General features: G+C 53.5%; 9 protein-coding genes. All 9 read right to left on the bottom strand.

Annotated features, from left to right (window positions below; translation table 11 throughout):
- Positions 1 to 56 precede the first annotated feature (56 nt).
- Positions 57 to 1,376 (bottom strand): glycoside hydrolase family 125 protein, encoded by a 1,320-nt coding sequence (locus P40081_RS24975; RefSeq protein ID WP_042138934.1) that lies wholly within the window; start codon positions 1,374 to 1,376, stop codon positions 57 to 59.
- A gap of 255 nt (positions 1,377 to 1,631) precedes the next feature.
- A complete protein-coding gene (locus tag P40081_RS24980) occupies positions 1,632 to 4,829 on the bottom strand; it encodes an alpha-mannosidase (protein WP_042141423.1) in 3,198 nt (1,065 codons plus the stop codon).
- A gap of 17 nt (positions 4,830 to 4,846) precedes the next feature.
- The gene (locus P40081_RS24985) at positions 4,847 to 7,141 is read right to left on the bottom strand and encodes a glycoside hydrolase family 3 N-terminal domain-containing protein (RefSeq protein ID WP_042141424.1); all 2,295 of its coding nucleotides are present in this window, start codon (positions 7,139 to 7,141) and stop codon (positions 4,847 to 4,849) included.
- 33 nt (positions 7,142 to 7,174) lie between these two features.
- Complete coding sequence (locus P40081_RS24990; RefSeq protein ID WP_042138935.1) at positions 7,175 to 8,098, bottom strand: carbohydrate ABC transporter permease; 924 nt, start codon at positions 8,096 to 8,098, stop codon at positions 7,175 to 7,177.
- 29 nt (positions 8,099 to 8,127) lie between these two features.
- A complete protein-coding gene (locus P40081_RS24995) occupies positions 8,128 to 9,054 on the bottom strand; it encodes an ABC transporter permease (protein ID WP_042138936.1) in 927 nt (308 codons plus the stop codon).
- Positions 9,055 to 9,144: 90 nt separating this feature from the next.
- Positions 9,145 to 10,650 carry an ABC transporter substrate-binding protein gene (locus P40081_RS25000; protein WP_042138937.1) on the bottom strand — a complete coding sequence of 502 codons (1,506 nt, stop codon included), beginning with the start codon at positions 10,648 to 10,650 and terminating at the stop codon, positions 9,145 to 9,147.
- A 195-nt stretch (positions 10,651 to 10,845) separates the two neighbouring features.
- Positions 10,846 to 12,363, bottom strand: a complete 1,518-nt coding sequence (locus P40081_RS25005; protein ID WP_042138938.1) for a response regulator transcription factor — start codon at positions 12,361 to 12,363, stop codon at positions 10,846 to 10,848.
- On the bottom strand, positions 12,356 to 14,182 hold the full coding sequence (locus P40081_RS25010) for a cache domain-containing sensor histidine kinase (protein WP_042138939.1): 1,827 nt from the start codon (positions 14,180 to 14,182) through the stop codon (positions 12,356 to 12,358). Before P40081_RS25010 ends, P40081_RS25005 begins: the two co-directional genes overlap by 8 nt.
- Before the next feature lie 202 nt (positions 14,183 to 14,384).
- Positions 14,385 to 19,424, bottom strand: coding sequence for an endo-beta-N-acetylglucosaminidase (locus P40081_RS37075; protein WP_063779805.1), 5,040 nt, complete (start codon positions 19,422 to 19,424; stop codon positions 14,385 to 14,387).
- Between the last annotated feature and the right edge of the window lie 366 nt (positions 19,425 to 19,790).

The following is a 19,790-nucleotide window of genomic DNA, read 5'->3' on the forward strand; positions in this document are numbered from 1 at the left end:
AGTGCTTTACACAATCATAATTAGCTTCCTGTATTCTGTATCCATGCAGGCCGGACCTAGAGAATCCCTTCCTGCAGCGCCCGCCAGACCAGCTGGGAGAACAGGCTATTCGACCAGGCGAACCACTTGCGGGTGAACACCGACGGATCGTCGGCCAGGAAGCCTTCATGCATATAGCCGGTATCCGCGTCCGTTGCTTCGAGCATGGCAATCACCGCCAGCTTCTCTTCTTTACTATTTGCCGTGATTCCCTGCATGGACAGCGCCATATGCCAGATATAACCCGGAGGGGTATGCGGACTGCCGATGCCCTTGGCGGCTTGGCCTTCGTAATAGAACGGATTCTCGCTGCTCAGCGCAAAACGTCTAGTATTCTGATAGATGGGATCGTCATTCTTCAAATACCCGAGGTACGGAATGGACATCAGGCCCGGTGTTCCGGCGTCATCCATCAGGCAGTAATTGCCGTAGCCGTCTGTTTCGTACGCATAGATCGGCCCGAATTCAGGGTGGCGATAGATACCGTACAGCTTGATGCCGTGATCCACCTCTTGCTCCAGCGCCTTCAGCTCGGCCAGGAAATCCAGATCGCGGAACACCCACTCGGCGAAATCCTGCATCTGGCGCAGAGCCACCACAGCGAACATATTCCCCGGAATGTTGTAATGGAAATCGCAGGCATCGTCGCTGGAGCGGAAGCCGGACCAGATCATCCCTGTGTAGTTGACCGGCATGCCGAGACCGCCGCCCCGGATCGAATCTTCCATGATCCCGTTGTTCCGGGTGAAGCGGTACGGGGATTGTTCAGCGTGATGCTGCTCCCGCTTGAAGAGATCGGTAATGGTGCGCAGCATTTTTTTGAAATCAGCCGTGAAGATATCCGTTCGCTTCGTCTCCTCCCAATAGGCATGGGCCAGCCGGATCACGAAGCACAGCGAGTCAATCTCGAACTTGCGCTCCCACACCCAGGGCGACATCTCCGTCACATCCCCGGCATTCCAGTGCCAGTCGTTAGCCGTTTCGTTGAACGCGTTGGCGTAAGGATCAATCAGCACGTACTGCGTATGGCGCTTGATCAGCCCGCCGATCATTCGCTGCAGATCAGGATCTTTGGCGGCAAAAGGCACATAATGAATCACCTGCTCGACCGAATCGCGCAGCCAGCAGGCCGGGATATCGCCCGTAATGACAAACGTGGTTCCATCGTCAAGCAGCTTGGTAGTAGTCTCCAGCGTGTTCGGGAAACAGTTCCGGAACAGGCGCTGCAGCTTGGGCCGGTGGGCCAGCTTCTCTTCGGCCTCGGCCAATACGGCCTGAATGGATGACGGGAGCGGCAGCTCCGGCATTTGAATCTGGGGAAGTCTGAATTGTTCCAAGGTGATAGTCTCCTTCGGCTTAATCTATAGGGTAGCTGAACTGAAGCTATATAGATTGTACTTGTAAGTTTTCTGTTCTGGGATTGCCGTGACTCCAGAGAATGTTTGGCCCTCCGGCCGCTGTTGTCCCCAGATTTCTTGATTTTTAACCGCTAATCGCGGTGGAAATCCGGTGACAAAGGCGGACGCTGACGCTCCTACAGTGCCAAAATTCTCCTCCGCCACTTTTCCCTGTCTGTATTTTTCAAGTTCAATCTATTTAGAATGAATAATTTTCAGGGTCTTGATCTCGAACGGGTGGAAGTCTAGCGTCAGCTCTCCCGCCTCTTCCGCCAGCGGCTCTGCCTCTTCTTCCAGTGCATTGGACAGGTATACCGCTGAATGCGGCAGCGGCCAGCCGAGCTTGACGGTCTCGCGTCCGCCAGCGGATTCATACAGCCGCAGAATACTGCCGCTTCCGTCTTCCGCCAATTTGACTGTATCCAGGATAACCTGCTTCCCGTCATAGGGGAGGAATGAGCCTGAAGGCGGCAGCTGTCCTGCACTTGAATTACAGGCAACCGCATAGGAAGTGTGATTCAGCTCAGCGGCTTTGCGGAGGGTATGCGCCCCGCGCCAGTCTCCGGTATGCGGATACAGTGAATACGTGAATGCATGTGTGCCCAGATCCGCGGAATGATCCGGCCAGCGCGGCGCGCGCAGCAGCGACAGACGGATCGTGCTGCCCTGCGTGTCATAGCCGTATTTGCAGTCATTCAGCAGGCTGACACCATAGTCATGCTCAGACACATCGGCATAGCGGTGCCCGCAGACTTCATATTGCGCCTGCTCCCAGCTGGTGTTGCGGTGCGTTGACCGTTCCAGCGCGCCGAACGGGATCTCATAGGTCGCCTTGCTGGTTACTACATCTACCGGGAAGCCGACCTTCAGCAGCTTATGGGCTTCATTCCATTGGACCTTCGTCTTGAAGTCAATCCGCCGGTCACTGTGATACAGGATCAGCTCCTGCTCTATTTCGGATTGGCCGATGCTCCAGCGGAAGTACAGCACATCGCAGACAGGGCCTGAGGACAGCAGCTTCTGCTCCAGCAGAACAGCTTCTCCGGCAGGCTGCTCCTCATACCGGCTGTCTATATCCCAGGCATCCCATAGGATAGGGCGGTCATGGAAGAAATGCAGCCGGTTCAGCCGCTCTCCGGCCTTGACAATCTCACGCCCGGCTTCCTTATCGTACAGGCTGATGATCTCGCCCTGTTCATTGAACCGGAGCCGGTAATATTCCGTCTCCCAGTCCTGGCCGAACGAAGCTGCAACCGAAGCTTCATTAGATGCTTCAATCGGTGTCGGCATATCTCCGCTATCTCTGCCAACCTCGCCGCTACCGTCAACTCCGCCATCTTCGCGCAACGCTGGCTGTTCCTCATCTCTCAGCCACACGGTAACATACCCGAATGCCGGAACCTCCGGCACCCGCACGCGGAGAGCAGCTGGCCCGTCTGCTGTAACCGGCTCCGCGGCCAGCCGCATTCCTTTCCGGTCATATACGGCGGCAGCAGTGTTATCCGCTCCGTCTCCGGCAGCCGGGAGCTCAACCACCATATCCCGGGCCCAGCCCAGACCGTTCAGGACGACATAAGGCTGGCCCTCTCCACGGGTATCGATATCCGATACGGCGGCCTCCATAACCGACTTTAGGCTGCTATCTCCAAGAGCGAAGATGCTCTGATACTCCTTGTCCGAGGTCTGATAGACCTCGGGAATCGACGAGCCGGGAATAATATCATGGAACTGGTTAAGCAGAATCAGCTTCCAGCCTTCATGCAGGTCCTGCCCGATCTCTTCCCGCTGCTGCGGCTGCAGCTGGTGTCCGGCCAGCGTCTGCCATAGTTCCGCTTCCCTGTACAGAATCTCGGCCTTGCGGTTATTGCGCTTGTTCCGGGCATGTGTGGTATAGGTTCCCCGGTGCAGCTCCAGATAGAGGTCGCCCTGCCAGACCGGCAGCTCAGGCTTCGCCTGCTCGATGCCTGCGAAGAAATCTGCCGCCGTGCTGTAGCCGGAGGCTGGCTGGCCCACCATGAGCTCGGAGCGCGAGAGATATTCAAGCATCTCCCGGGTCACTCCGCCGCCCCCGTCCCCGTGTCCGTACAGCAGCATTTGTTCGCTGTGCACGGCTTTTTCACGGTAAGACTGCCAGTGCTCATGAATATCCTTCGGCAGCGTACTCTCATTCACTCCGTGGTTCATATAAGACAGAAGTGCCGTTCCGTCGATGCCTACCCAGTGGAACAAATCATAAGGGAACAGATTCGTATCATTCCAGCCGAGTTTGGTCGTCATGAAATAGCGGACCTTGCCATGCTTCAGAATCTGCGGCAGGGAAGCGCAATACCCGAAGGTGTCCGGCAGCCATTCAATCTCGGATTGCCGTCCGAATTCCTCCTGATAGAACCGCTGCCCATACAGCATCTGCCGCATCAGCGATTCCCCGCTTGGAATATTCAGATCCGGCTCCACCCACATACCGCCAACAAGCTCCCAGCGCCCTTCAAGAATCCGCGCCTTCACCTTCGCGTACAATTCAGGATCATTATCCTTCAGATAAGCGAACAGCTGGGGCTGGCTCTGGGCGTAGCGGTACTCCGGGTATTCCTCCATCAGCGCATGAACCGTCGAGAAGGTCCGGCTGGTCTTGCGAACAGTTTCCCTCGTGGGCCATAACCAGGCAATATCGATATGCGACTGCCCGACCATATGGATGAAGCCTTCGCTGTTGCCGCCGATTTCCCGGACTTTCCCGGTCAGCGCCTGCTCAATGTCTCTGATCCTGCCGCCGTCCCGTCCATTCTCAGGTCCCATAGACACATACGCATCCATCGCCTGATACAACGCCTCCAGGATACGGACGCGCCGGAAATCCTGTTCCGGCAGCAGCAGCGCCGAATCACGGATCACGGTAACGGTATACATCAGCGACTGCACCGGCAGGTTAACCCTGACGAGCGCAGCGGTTATAGACCGGACCGGCGGCTGAATCACCGCCTGCTTGTTCAGCGGATCATCCGGCTCGGGAATCGGATCGTAGAGTTCGATCTCAAGCTCCGGGTTTCTTCCGTCGGCAACAGGGTCAAGTGAAACGAAGGTATGATTGCGGTCCAGCCCCTGCCGTGAAGCTCCGCCTACACGCAGCAGCCCTTCTCCGCCGGAGTGGAAGATGATCCCTGTGTCCGCACCCGTCCAATCCGCCGGAATATCAAGCGTCGTGCGGAACATATAAGTCGTTCCCTGTACGCTCGGGAACAATCCGAAGGCTTCGCTGCCCGAATACGGCTGTAATTCGTCATACTGCCCCGGCTGCCGGTAGGTTGTGGAGAAGACCTTCCAGTCTTCAATCGCCCGATATTCCAGCCATTGCGCTTGTGAACATTCACGGATAAACCTGTCTATTCGTTCCACATCTAATCGTTTCATCCCTAATCCTCCATGACGGCAAGCTCTATATCGAGCGTATCGTTGACGTTCCTTCCTACTCCGATCCGGAAGATCCCCGGTTCAACGACCCGCTTGTACTCCGCCCCGATATAGCTCAAGTGTTCAGCACTGAGCCTGAAAGTGACCCTCTGCTTCTCTCCCGGTTCCAGAACAATCTTGCGGAAGCCCTTCAATTCCTTGGCCGGTCTGGTCACCTTACTGACCCGGTCGGAAATATATAACTGAACGACCTCCGCGCCTCCGCGTAAGCCTGTATTCTCCACTTCCACCGTAACTTCAGCACTTCCGTCCGCCTGGATTTCAGCAGGCTCTACCTGCAGCCCGCTATAGCTGAATTCGGTATAGCTGAGCCCGAAGCCGAAGGGATAACGCGGCTGCGAATCCCCTTCAAGATAACGTACACCCCGTGAACGTTTGCCCAGATAATAGACGGGCAGTTGTCCTACGTCCACCGGGAGCGAGAGGGTCAGCCTGCCGGACGGATTCACATCGCCGAACAGAATGTCCGCAATGGCATGGCCGCCCTCCTGCCCGGGATACCAGGCTTCCAGAATGGCATCCGCCTGCTCATCGATCCAGGGCTCGGCAATAGGACGGCCGTTGATATATACGACTACCACCGGCTTGCCGAGTGTCTTCAGCTCCTTCAGCAGCTCCAGCTGAACGCCGGACAGATGAAGCGACATCCGGTCGATGCCCTCGCCGCAATCCATATCGCTAAGCCCATTCCCTGTTACCTTCGAGGCACCGGTCCGCAGATCAATGCTGCCCTCGCCAAAGTCTCTGGCGCTCGACCCGCCCAGTGCGAGTACGATCGTATCCGCCCAAGCCGCTGCCTGGAGCGCAGATTCGAACCCCTCGGTGGAACCGTCTTTGATCCGGCAGCCGGGCGCATAACGTACCCGCTCCGGCTCAGCGGAGAGCTTGGCCCGTATTCCGGCCAGCACCGTCGCCACCCGGTCACGCGGCTGCGGGGAGGTGTAATCCCCGAGCTGATTGTAGCCGGTATCCGCGTTGGGTCCGATGACAGCCACTTTTCCTGTGGCCGCAGACAAGGGGAGGATACCGTTATTCTTCAGCAGTACGATCCCTTCCGCCGCAATGTTCCGTGCCAGCTCCGCATGTTCCGGGCTGCCGATCACCTGCTCTGCCCGGTCCGGATCGGCAAACGGCTGTTCGAACAGGCCCAGCCGGAACTTCAGCTCCAGCACACGTGCAGCCGCTTGATCCACCAGCTGCTCATCCAGCCGCCCGGAACGGAGCGCCTCCAGCAGATAGCCTCCGAACATGACGCCGGACATCTCCATATCAATACCGGCGCTTAGCGCCTGCACTGCCGCATCTTCCCCGCCGTCCGCTGTATCATGGCCCGAGGCCAGCATGTCGATAGCGCCGCAATCGGTAATGACCATGCCCTTGAATCCCCATTCGCCGCGCAGGATATCCTCCAGCAGCTCCTGATTGGTTGTGCAAGGCACTCCGTCAATCTCGTTATAGGCTGGCATGATGGATACCGCACCGGCTTCCACCGCTTTGCGGAACGGGTACATATCGACCTCCAGCAGCTCCCGCTTGCCGATATGCGCCGGACCTGCATTCCTGCCGCCTTCCGAGCTGCCGTAAGCGACAAAATGCTTCAGTGTCACCCCGACACTGGACCCGCTGTCAAGCCGGTCGCCCTGTAGTCCTTCCACAGAAGCTACGGCGAATTCGCCTATGAGATACGGGTCTTCCCCGTAGCATTCCTCGGTCCGGCCCCAGCGCGGATCACGCACCACATCAAGCACAGGCGAATACGTAACTGCACCGCCTTGAGCCCGGGTCTCCAAAGCTACTGCCCGGCACATCTCCCGGTACAGATCGACATTCCAAGTGCTGCCAATCAGCAGGGGAACCGGAAATACCGTCGCCCCGATCGCCATATGCCCGTGGGAGCATTCTTCACCGATCAGCAGCGGGATGCCCAGCCTGGAATGCTCCAGCACATAACGCTGGATGGTGTTCACCGCTTCGGCTCCGGCCCGCGCCCCAAGTCCGCTCTCCAGGGTGACCCCTGTCCAGGGATCTGCCCGCAGTGTGCCATATAATGCGCCGATGCCGCCTTCGCGGATCTGGCGTTTGAAGTCTTCTGTCAGTTCTATCGTTCCTTCTGTATGATCATAGGTCTGCCACCCGAATAGCTGAACGAGCTGGCCAACCTTCTCTTCCGGCGTCATCAGCCCCAGCAGATGTTCAGTCCGCTCCTTGACGGGCTTCGCAGAGTCTTTATATAACATTTTGGCTCCCACACCCTTTCTCCTGTTGTACTCCTATTCTTTAACGGCACCCACGGTAAGACCCTGGATGAAGTAACGCTGGAAGAACGGATACGCAAAAATAATCGGCCCGGTAGCCAGTACCACCATCGCCATACGCGAGGTATCCTGCGGCATGTTGCGGAGGGCTTCCAGACTTAATGAACTGTTCTGCGAATTCTGCATAATGAACTGCATACTGGTCTCAATCCGCATCAGCATCGACTGCAGCGGCACCAGATTCGGATTATCAATATAGAGCAGGGCATTGAACCAGTCATTCCAGTACCCCAGGGTGCTGAACAGCCCGATCGTAGCGAGGCCCGGCAAGGACAGCGGCAGCACGATTCCCAGGAAGGTGCGGAACTCTCCGGCGCCGTCAATTTTGGCCGACTCAATCAGGGCATCCGGCACGCTGGTAATGTAGAAGGTCCGCAGGATCATAATGTAAAAAGCATTAACGGCCAGCGGCAGCACCAGCGCCCAAATGGTGTCCTTTAGACCCAGCATCTGTGTCACCACAATATAGGTAGGAACCAGCCCGCCGTTAAACAGCATGGTGAAAAACGCAAAAAACGCGAAGAAATTGCGGTATTTGAAGCTTTTACGTGAAATGGCATAGGCATAAAGTGAAATAATGATCAGGCTGACAAGCGTGCCAATGACCGTTACGGCAATGGTTACCCCATAGGAACGGAGCAGCGTGTCCCCTGAGCCAAATACATATTTGTAAGCTTCCAGACTCCATTTGGCCGGGATTAACTGATAGCCGTCCCGCGCAAGCGCCCCTTCGTCAGTGAAGGAGATGAGGACTACGAACAGGAACGGGAAGATACACAGTATGGCAAAGCCTCCGGCAATACAGTTGAAGATGATATTCCACACGGACGACAGCCGGTGAAAATCGCGCGATTTCACAGGATTAGCATTAGCAGACATTTGGATGACCTCACTTTCCTTCTTTTTCCCTAGAATAATGCACTGTCCTTATCGAATTTACGCACGATGTAATTGGAGGTAAGCACCAGAACGAACCCAACCACCGATTGATATAAGCCTGCAGCCGTACTCATTCCAATCTCGCCGGTAGTCTTGAGTCCACGGTACACATACGTATCGATTACGTTGGTCACACTGTAGAGCGTCCCCGAATCTCTCGGCACCTGATAGAACAGCCCGAAGTCGGCATAAAATATCTTCCCTATAGCAAGCAAGGTCATAATGGTGATGATCGGCTTCAGCATCGGCAGCGTAATACCGCGGATCTGCTGGAATTTGCTCGCCCCGTCGATCATGGCCGCTTCATAGAGGGACTTGTCTATACCCATAATTGCGGCGAGATAGACCACGCTGTTATAACCGACGGCCTTCCATAGAAATACGAATATAATAATGAACGGCCAGTATTTCGATTCCGAGTACCAGGAAATATTGCTGCCGAACATTGCGTTGAGCAGCCCCCGCTCCGAGCTAAGGAAGCTGAACGCGAAGTATCCCACAACGACCCAGGACAGAAAGTATGGCAGGAACATGCCTGTTTGATAGAGCTTGGCAAGCTTCTTGTTGGCTATCTCGGACAGCACCACCGCCAGCAGCACTGACAGGATCAAGCCAAGGACAATGAAGGCTATATTGTATAAAAGAGTATTGCGTGTGATCAGATAGGCATCATTGGTGCTGAACAGAAACTTGAAATTATCCCAGCCGACCCATTTGCTGTTGATGATGCTGGCCCAGAAGCCATCCCGGCTGAAGCGGTACTCCTTAAATGCAATTACCGTACCCACCATCGGCAGGTAGGAGAAGAATAAAAACCACAGCGTGCCCGGGAGAACCATAAACAGCAGCACTTTATTTTTCAACACATCTTTGGCGGACTTCCCTATTTTCCCCATACTCTTAGTTCCTCCTATGCCGGAAAGTTCTTCCGTTGATACAAAAAGACCAGGCCAAGTCTAATCACCCGCCCGGTCTTAAATTGAATGCTACTTATTGTTCGCTGCTTTCCAGGCGTCGATCTGTGATTGGGCTTCTGCGATGATTTTATCCAAACCGGCGGCTTTTAATTTCTCATTGGCCTTGGTCAGGTACTCTTCCGAATCTACAGATCCGGTCATCAGCGGTGCCCAGAATTCTTCCTTCACGTTCTGAACGGCGGCGATTTCGTTCGTCACCTTGGAAGTATCGAAGTTGAAGCCAAGCAGTGGTGCATTGATACCGGCATCATTGAACTTCTTGAATTCTTCCCATTTGTTCTCAGGGTCGCCTTCATTCAGATAGTTGATCATAATGTTGCCCAGGGAGAACGTCGGCATATCGTAGTTCTTCGCATCCGGGAGATTCTTGATCATGTTGTCGCTGATTTTCTCGTAATGTACGCCCTCGATGCCTGAGTCAATCATGTTGCGCAATACAGGGTCTGTATTCAGCAGGTTCAGGAATTCCATGGCTTTCTCAGGATACTCAGAGTTGGCGGAGATCGCCTGCATGGAGCCCATGACGGACCAGTTGTAGATATAAGGCTGACTGGCTGGTGTCGACACAACCGGATACCCGTAGCTTACTGACCACAGATTGTCGGCCATCGGCTGGGTGGAGGCACGGTCAGTAAACCATTTGCCGGCTTTGTACAAGTCATCCACCGAAGATGTAGTGGCTACTTCAGGAGAGATGTAACCCGCCTGATAGAATTTGCGGACGGTCTTAAGCGCTTCCTTGATCTCAGGAGTCTCAAGGATGTTGATGACCTTGTAGTCCTTGGTGTCCATATATACAGCCATCGGCATCTTCTCGATCACATAGTCAAATGGCATAATCGGCATGAAGTCCTTGACCATAGCGTACGGGGTCACTCCAGGCTCGTTTTCCTTGATGGTTTTGAGCAGCGGCTCCAGATCGGCCATCGTTTTCACGCTGGTCAGATCCAGCTTGTATTTGTCCAGCAGCTCTTTGTTGAAGCGGAAGACTTCTTGAGCCGGAAGCTCTTTATTGGCAGGAATGGCATAGTTATGGCCGTCCACCTTGGAGCCTTCCAGGAACGCCGGATCAATAGTGTCCACAATTCCCTTGCCCTGGTTCTTCAGCAGATCATCGAGCTGCAGGAACGCGCCCTTACGTGCATTCTGCACATAATCGAAGGCCCAGGAAGAGGTGAACAGGATGTCCATAGGCTCGCCCGAAGCAGCCATGACCTGCATTTTTTGCGTATAGTCCCCGAAGTCGAGCATTTTGATATCGAGTGTTGCGTTAATTTTTTCAAGCGTGTATTTATTGACTTCTGTGAGCACCTTATCCATATCCTTCTGCGGTGGCCCGATAGTGTACCAGATCAGCTCTACAGGTTTCTCCGTAGACTCGGCAGCTTTGTTGCCTCCTGAAGCCGCTTCCCCGCCTGCATTGTTCTTACTGTCCCCCCCACATGCGCTAAGCGCCAGTGAAACGGTTAAAAGCGTTGTCAACAACAAGGAGAAGTGTTTCTTTTTCTTACTCATTTGCCGTACCCCCTTTTAATTAGCCGTCCGGAAATCCAGGCCTGCCGGGCCTTCCCGGCTGCAGGTTTCCATGAGCTATACCTTTACTTTATAAGATGAAAGCATTTTCAAATAGAAGAGAAACTATATATATTCAGGTATGAAATAAAGAAATTAACCCCAAAACATAACATATATCTATCAATAAGGAGCTGCTTAGAGCAGCCCCTTGAATTCTGTCGGTGAGATGCCAACGTATTTCTTAAATTGTTTATAAAAATAGCCCATTTCCCAGTAGCCGACACTGCGTGCGATCTCATGTACCTTGTTGTTTGTCGAACGAAGCTGCTCTTTTGCTTTCTCAATCCGGTAACGGTTCAAATATTCTGCAAAGGAATCACCGGTCATTTTGTGAAACAGCTGGCCCAGATACACGGGGTGAATATTAAACATGAAGCCCAGCTTCTTCAGTGACAGATCCTCACTGTAGGATTTCTCAATGTAATTCAGCACCTGGTTCACAACCGGACTCTTCAGCTCACGGTCCAGCAGTTCGATGATGCTTCCGGCCGTCTGCATGACTGCGGCGGACAGACCCGGCAGCGAATTCGCCCTGTGGATCTCGTTCAGCCCCTGCGCAATAAGCTCCCGCTCCATTTCACTGCGGATCTCTTTAATCAGCATGCGGAAATACAGAATCCATTCCAGGGAAATCTCCCGGAGCAGCTCAGGGGTCAACCCTTCCATACATTTCGCAGAGAAATACAATTCGAGCCGCTCGGTCAGCGCCGGAAGATTCTTGGCCATAATTAATTTCGAATACTCGCTCCAGTCCTCCGGCAAAGCGGCTTCAATATCCTCCTTGCGCTCCTTCAGCTGTTCATAATAGATCAGGCTGCGCTCCGGGTAGATCTCCAGAAATTCCTGAGCCTGCTTCGCCTGCTCATAGCTGGCCGGAGCAGCCTGCACCCCGTCCATGACGGCTCCAACCGCAGCGCGCAGCCGCTGGCCGGGAGAGCCCAGGCCGGTGATTTCCTCCAGAATGGAAGCCATCTCTTCCTTCCCTTTGCGTTCGTCCGCGAAATTATGTATGAGCACCAGATCATTGTCCGAGTCCCAGAACATGAAGAACGAAGCGCGGGTACCGAGGAGAGCGGCGGCATTCTTCCGGAAGGCTTCCGTTTCCGGGTCTGCCTGGACCAGAGCAACCTCCACATACCGGCTGCTGATTGACAAGCCCAGGAGATTCAGCCGTTCGGACAGTTCGTCCGGGTCAATCTGCTTCCGCAGCCAGCGGAGCAGCACATTATCCTTCAGTACGGAGTTCGTATACTCCGACCACTCTGTATCCAGCCTGGAGACATTCAGCTTCTCGGCAATCGTCTCCAGCGTGCTCTGGAATTCCTCCAGATTGATCGGCTTGAGCAGATAATTCTCAATCCCGAGAGCCAGGCCTTCTTTGACATACATGAATTCATCATATCCGCTCAGCACAACCACCTTCAGCTCCGGACGGAATTCCTGGACCGCACGGATCAGCTCCAGGCCGGTCATCACGGGCATGGAAATGTCGGTTATGAGAATATCCGCAGGCACCTCCCGCAGCTGCTCCAGCGCCTCCTGCCCGTTCTCGGCTTGTCCCACAATCGTAAGGCCCAGCTGCTCCCAGTCCAATATATCCTGCAGGCCGCTAAGAATGAACGGCTCATCATCGACAATAAACACCTTATACATGATCTGTCTCCTCCTTGACGGGATATGGAAAAGTAATAGTGACCTCGGTTCCGGCCCCCGCTTCACTGGCCAGCTCAACCCCGTACGGCTTGCCGTACATCAGCCTTAACCGCTCATGAATGCTCCGCAGCCCGAACGACTCTGATCCGGACAATTCCCGGTTATCCTCCAGTCCCAGCCGGAGCTGGTTCAGCTTCTCCCCGGCAATCCCCAGGCCGTTGTCCGTGACAACAACCCGTATATTGTTGTGATCATCCGGATGGACCCTGATGCTGATCACGTTGCCGGTTTGTCCGGTGCGCATGCCGTGCAGAATATAATTTTCGATCACGGGCTGAAGGGACATTTTGAGTACAGGAATAGGCTCCAGCTCTTTACTGCATTCAATGGTATAGGAGAACCGGTCCTTGTAACGGATCCGGAACAGCTCCAGGTACATGCGGCAGGCTTCCAGCTCATCCTTGAACGTATACTTCACCTTCGGACGGACATACGATTTGAACAGCACAGACAGGCTGTAGATCATCTCGCCCACATCCTTCGCGCCGCTCGAAATAGCCCGCATCCGTATAACCTCCAGCGTATTATAGAGAAAATGCGGATTCACCCTTGCCTCCAGGGTAGCGATTTCCGTATGCTTCTGCTTGATTTCAGCTTTGTACACCTGATCAATGTACTGGTTCAGTTCATCCAGCATGCTGTTGAAGCTCTTGGCAATCTGGCCCAGTTCATCCTCACGGTTGTCTATAATCCGGGTGTTCAAATCCCCGTTTTTCACTTTGCGGGTGAAGCGGATAATGCGGTGCGTCCGTTTGGCAAAATTCGAAATAAACATCGCCGGCAGCAGCACGGCGAACAGAATACAGACGAGGGCAATCGTAACAATAGTATTGCGTGCGCTGCTATAGGTTTCGGCAAGCTCCTTCTTGGAGATCAGGCTGACCACCGTGTAGCCGGCCTGGCTCTGGGTCAGGCTGGTGACCAGCATTCCGCCCATGGAGATTTCCTCCCCGGAGTTCGCCCCTTGCAGCTGCAAATATTTGCGGCCGTACCCTTGACCCGAAGTGTCAAAGATGACTTCATTCTGGGCAGAGAGCACAAGAATCTCGCCTTTGAAATCCTGCTTATAATTATTCATCGCCTGCCAGATCGATTCGGAATCGAAGTAGACCAGCAGCTGGCCGATATTGAGCAGCGATGACTTATTGGTAATGGGAATCTTCACCGAGAACATAGGGGTTCTCTGCATGCCGATGCTCTTCAGCACCCAAATATTCGGCACGGACACCAGGCTCTCCTCATCCAGAACCATCGAATCCGGGACAAAGGAATGGGCCGCGTTGGTGGATACCCGTTCAAACTGCCTGCGGTTGTCATAATAGTACATCACCTGCTGATTGGCACTGTACAGCATCAGGCTGCGGATATCGGGATCATCGTCGATCTTGTTCTGGAAATACTGTACGGCGTTAGAGGTAGTCTGATCCCCGAGCAGATAGCGGTCCAGCCGGTGCTCGACATATTCGCCGAAGGGATGCTCCAGCAGAAATGTGGTGTTGCTCGCCAGACTCCCGTCCCGGTAGACATCACGCATCATATCCTGGACGGACTGGTATTTGTTCTCCACATAGTTGCTGATGCTCTCCATCGTCTTGCGCTGGATATCCATCTGCCGCTGCACCGCAGAATCCGAGATCAGCATCAGCACCAGATACGAGAAGGCAATAATCGTTGCAATGAAGATACAGGAGACAATAAGGGTGAAGCGCATAAACATATTATCTTTAAAATACTTGCGGTACAGGGAATTACTCCGCATAGTCCACCTCCCTAAAGTTTGTTAGCCTACTCTTCCGTGAAACCACTTCGTACAAACTCACTTCGGAAGCATTGGCTTCAAGTTTGTCAGCCTACGCTTATCATTATGATACACAAGAAGCGCTCCCCCCTAAATACTGTTCAGGGGGTGAGCGCCTTGTTTATGGCTTGAGCCGGCGGTCTTTCCTTACCGCCCGTCAGGCTTATTTCAAATAATTCAGCAGCATCTGCGCAGCTTCTGCCCGGGTGGCGGGAGCTTTGGGCGCGAAGGTTCCGTCAGCCCGCCCTTTCACGAGGCCAAGCGCAGCGGCTTCAGCCACCTGATCCGCTGCCCAGCCGGAGATGTCTCCAGCATCCTTAATAGACAGGCTGCCCGTTGCGGCCGGGATTGAACCCTGCTGCAGCCGGTAAGCGCGCATCAGAATGACGGTCATCTCCTCCCGGCTGATTGCTGCGGCCGGCTGGAAGGACTCCGGCGTACGGCCGGTAATCAGACCGGCCTGAACCATGCCGGAGAGTGCCTGCTGATACCAGGCGCCTGCCGGAACATCACTGAAGGAAGTGGTGCCGCTGCCGCTTAGCTGCAGCGTGCCGGCCATCAGCTGCACGAATTCAGCCCGGGTAATATCCCGGCCCGGCTGATAAGCCTGCTCCGATATCCCCTTGATCAGATGCTTCGCAGACAGCTCACGCAAGGCTTCGAAGGCCCAGTGCGTAACCGGAACATCGTTGAACTGCTTCGTATACTCCAGCAGTGCGTAAGTGCCGTTGCCGTCAAGTTCGGCTGTAAGACTGCCGGCCGCAGCAGATCCTCCCAGATAAGTGAGTGTACCGTCACTTCCTACACGGTACAAGCCAAGCAGCTTCGGATGAAGTGCTTCACCGGCTGGCCAGCTTATACTAACAGGAGAAGCGTAACTGCCGGGACGCTTAACGGTTCCATCTGCCAGGGACAGTCTCAGATCATAGTCCAGGAATTGTCCCTTAAGCGATACACCTGCTTCCGTCTTCAGCGAAGCTTGCGCAAGTGTCTTGATTTCTGCTTGCAGCACGATCTTTGCACCGTTACCCTGGGCAGCAGGTACGGCTTCGGCCAGCTGCTTCAGCAGCTCCGGTGCCAGTACCAGCCCGATTCTGTCTCCTTGCACACGCAGGGAATTCGTTCCCAGCAGCTCACCGGCGTTAACCGGAAGCTCAATTGTGACCGCTTGCTGTATCTGCACGGTAACTACACCGTTCACTGCCTGACTGCCCAGCTGTGCGGCTGATATCACTGCAGCTGCAGTCGCAGGCGCCGGTGTTGCAGCCGGTACAGGTGTTGCCGTTGGCAGAGCAGCCACCGGAGGATTGGTTGCCGTCAACGGAGGATTAGTTGGCGTCACCGGCTGTCGGTTTACATTCAGAGTAATAACCTCTGTATCCGCAGTATCCACATAAGGGCGGCCGCCAACGATGCGGGTATTCTCTACACGCGCCTTATAAACGCCCGTATCAGAAAGTTGCGCCTTGGCAATGGTCAGGCTGCTGCCAAGAGCATCCTCTATAACCAGATCATCTTTGAACCAGCTGTAGCCCAGTTCACCATATACAGAATCGGCAACAACTGTAAAGGTCACATCGTTACCTTCCATTACCGATTGGCTTGTCGCTGTAAATGAAGCAATCGCCGGAGCTTCATGCTGCGGATAGACCTTCAGTGCCAGTGGTGAGCCAACAATACGCACCGGGTCTGTGGCCTCTTTGCCGGTCAGCACAACACGATAATTCGTTCCATCCTCTTCGAATAATGGATTGAACCGGTATACCGCGCCGGTAACGTTCGGAACCGTCTGCCATTCCTCATCGGCAGCACGCTTCCTTTCCCACTCAATCGAGGCAATATCTCCTGATGTATCGACGGCAAGCGCGATCGGCTCCCCGGCAACCGTCTCAAGTACCGATGGCAAGTCCATCACAAAGGCCGGGGTCATCCATTGGATTTCCGCCGGAAAGACCTGCAGGTTATATTCCTTCTCTGCGGTTAAGCCGCCTTCGCCGGTCACAATGACCTTATAGCGGTAACCGCTCATAACTTCTGTCAGATCTGTAAGTGTCAGCGTATCGCCAGCGGCAATAACTTCACCGTATCCTTCTCCCTGATCGGCATACCAGGCATAGACTAATGTGCCGGAACCTTTACCAACAGCGCGAAGCACCCCATCCTGTCCTGCCCGGAACGAGCCTTCACTGACCACCTGTACATCCGGCGGCAGCGCGGTCCATTTCGCCTGCAGCGTAAGCGGACCATTCACCGTGTCAGAGGCAAAGTGCCATCTCGCATTACCGTTATACCAGCCTTCCAGCACATAACCTTCTCTCGCTACATTCGGTGCAGTCACAAGCGCGCCGTTCATAACCTGAACAACCTTCGCTTTCGGCTGGCCGCCGTTACTGTTAAAGGTTACATTGTACCGCTTATCCAGCTGCAGCGGCTGGGATTTGTTCCCGCTGTAATCCTCCATCACCACTGTTACTGCTTTGGTCGACGTAAAGCTAAGGCTCGCCTTCGTGGTGCGGCCGCGGATAATCATCGGCTTTTGCGCTGCTGCCCCTGATAAATAGGTTACCGCAAAAGACTTAGGAACTCCGTCTTCATAGACGTACATGTACCTCCAGTCCCGTGTGTTCGGCATTGGCAGGCTCAGTGTATTTCCATTCCAGGACCATGCTTCCGCATAAGGCTCCGACAGCTTATCAATGAACGTACCATTATAGGTTACAATATCCGAGTTGCCTGCCTGGATGGTTACAGTGAACTCGTCCCCATTAATTGGCATATCGCTGAACAATGCCGAGGTTGTCCCTTGCGGCAGGATCAATTGTCTGGAGACAGGCTCTGCGGTTGTAATCCAGTTTACCGATTTCACCGTCACCTTAACGTTCCCGGCAGCGTCTGAACCGGACCACTTGACCAGGAGATCGCCGTTCTCGGTTGATTCGGCTTCAATACCCGATACCGCCGAGTCCAAATTAAAGGACACTGTAGCCGCTTCCCCTTCTACTCCGTCCGCTCCTACAGGAATGACTTTAATTATACCGGATTTGGCTGGCAGCTGTTTGATGTAGAACATTTCGTCATATTTGCCGCCCATAAAGATGTCGTTCACATATACATTGTATTGCTTCACCTGGGAATAATCGCTGTTCAGATCCCACTTCAGAATCATTTCATTCGTATTCGGCAAGGCCTGCGAAACCACCAGATGGGTTGGCGCAGCCGGCTTCACGGCTGAACCGTCAGAGATGCGGATTTGGCCGATGTTTACCTGATAACCTGGGATTGTGCTTGCACCCGGTGTAAATACCAGGCCAAAGGCCGCGATTTCTTTACCTGCGTAAGCCCCCAGATCTACCTCTGCCGTTGCCCAGCCCATGGTTTGTTTGCCGCTGTTCTCCACAGGTACCTTGACTACCTTAGCCGGATTGTCCTTGAAGATCAGGCCTGCACTCAAGACAGAAGCATCGTCGGCTGAAGACTTGTTATAAGCAATCGACAGCTGGGACGTTGCCTGTACAGACAGGTCGCTCTTGTACAAGCGGAGGAAATTCTCCTTGTCCAGCGCCCCGTTCACAACCAGTGAACTGCCTCCGTTGAAGCCGCCGATCTGCTTATAGCTCATGCGTGAATTGTCTGTCATTGTATATTCCGGACCGTAGTCGTAATCAACCGTCAAGCGGTTGCCCAGGGTATCCTGCCACCATTGCCACGTTACAGGAATATCCTGAAGGCTCATGTTGGACCATTCTTCCTTATTTGACTTTTCCCCGTTAACATAATAGGAAATACCATGCCCGGTATTGAAATTCGTATAGAAGTTGGAATTCTGAACCACGGAGCGTTCCGCAATGACCGAAGAAATTCCCGGCCAGTAGCGGTTATCCGCATAGACATCCGCCACCGTATTCGCGGGCGAAACGGTTGTATTGCCGGGGTTCACATTCGGACCTGACCACCAGAGCTGCTCCCGCAGATGGGTCATCCACTGGTAATCATTGTCGGTGCGTTTGGAGACAGGCCACGCTTGTCCCATATCCTCGTCAAGACCGGCATGGACGAAATCAGCTCCGAGCGTAGCGATGCTTAAACGCGGAGCTCCGCCTGCTGTCAACTTGTCTTTCAGAGCTGTTCCCTGTACGCTCTTGAAACGGTCACGGCCTGCTTCAAGTCCGGCAAAGCCAATATCAAACAGATTGTAATTTGTCCCTTCATCCTCATTCATTCCAGCCAAATAGCCTATAGCTGTATTAATATGGGTACTATTCACTCCGTAATCGAAGAAAAAGGAGTTTGAGACCGGCTCTTTTGCCGTTTTATCATACAGCATCGAAATATTGTTATTACTAAAGGTTCTTGTAAAGGTATTGGAGCCGTTGTTTGTAGTTAATGAATCGTACCACTGGACATATAACCCGCCTTGTTGCAGCACCTTCATGAAAGCAATGTAATCGGGAATATCGGCTGTAGCAACATTCGGGCTCACCTCTTCCTGATTAAGGAAATAGCCGTCGAAGCCGAAGTAATTTGCCATTTCAATCATTTTCCTGGCGACCGGGAAGTCACCGTTCTCATCCTTCACAATCATTTGTTTGTAGGTTTGCTGTCCGCGGTCATTGTTGGAGAAAAACACACCGGCCAGCGACATGACACCATTCTTATGCGCGGCATCCGTATAGGTTGGATTCGGAATATTAAGCATGCCGAACTCAAACCACTTCTGCTGCCAGTCGGACTGGGCCAGATCATCGTAATATTCCGGCGGCGTATATGCCGTTGCAGTACCATGCCAATACGAATAATAATCAACATACTGCCAGAAATTGAAGTGATATTGGGCAAACTTGTTGGTATAAGGAGCATTTTCAATGAAGGCATTTCCATAATCGCCTGCGACATTCATCATCTTGACATCCGGACTCAGCTTAGGATTGGCCTGTGTAGCCGTGAAAGATGAAATCCGCTTCTGTAAAGGCACGCGGGAACGAAGCAGCTCCGCATCCGGATCGGTCTCAGGACTCCAACCCGCGATTTGATTGCTGGTGTAGCCATGTATACTCGGCTGGTTAGCTCCATGCGCGCTGTCCCCTTTGAACGGCCAGGTATCTCCGGCCAGAGCGGTCTGCGGCAGCAAGCCTGCAAGTAGCGCCGCACTTATTACGGTTGAAGTCAGTCTGCGAAGTTTGCGTGTTTGGGTATGAGATATCATTGTCCACTCTCCTCATGTAATGGGGATGATCTTCGATACTGCTAGTTCAAACGGTGTATTATTGGAAACGCATTCATAAAAAATCCTGCTGTACCCCCCTTTTATTCTTTATCCAAATTTAATATATAGCAGGAGCTGCCGGTCCAAGTAGAAGCGAAATTAAAGATACACTGGCCAAATTAAAGGAAAGTCTGCAACAGCCCATAACCAAATAGAGCATAGCTCCAATAGTCCTGAGACATGCTCTGTTTAAGTTGACGGTACATCTTACTTTTTTACTGTCAAGATTCCCTTCGGGCAGAAGCAGGAGCAGCTTATTTTATAAAATCCTGCACCAAATACAACATTTCCCTCACTATCCCGGCA

The sequence above is a fragment of the Paenibacillus sp. FSL P4-0081 genome (assembly GCF_000758565.1).
GTDB lineage: Bacteria > Bacillota > Bacilli > Paenibacillales > Paenibacillaceae > Paenibacillus_AQ > Paenibacillus_AQ phytohabitans.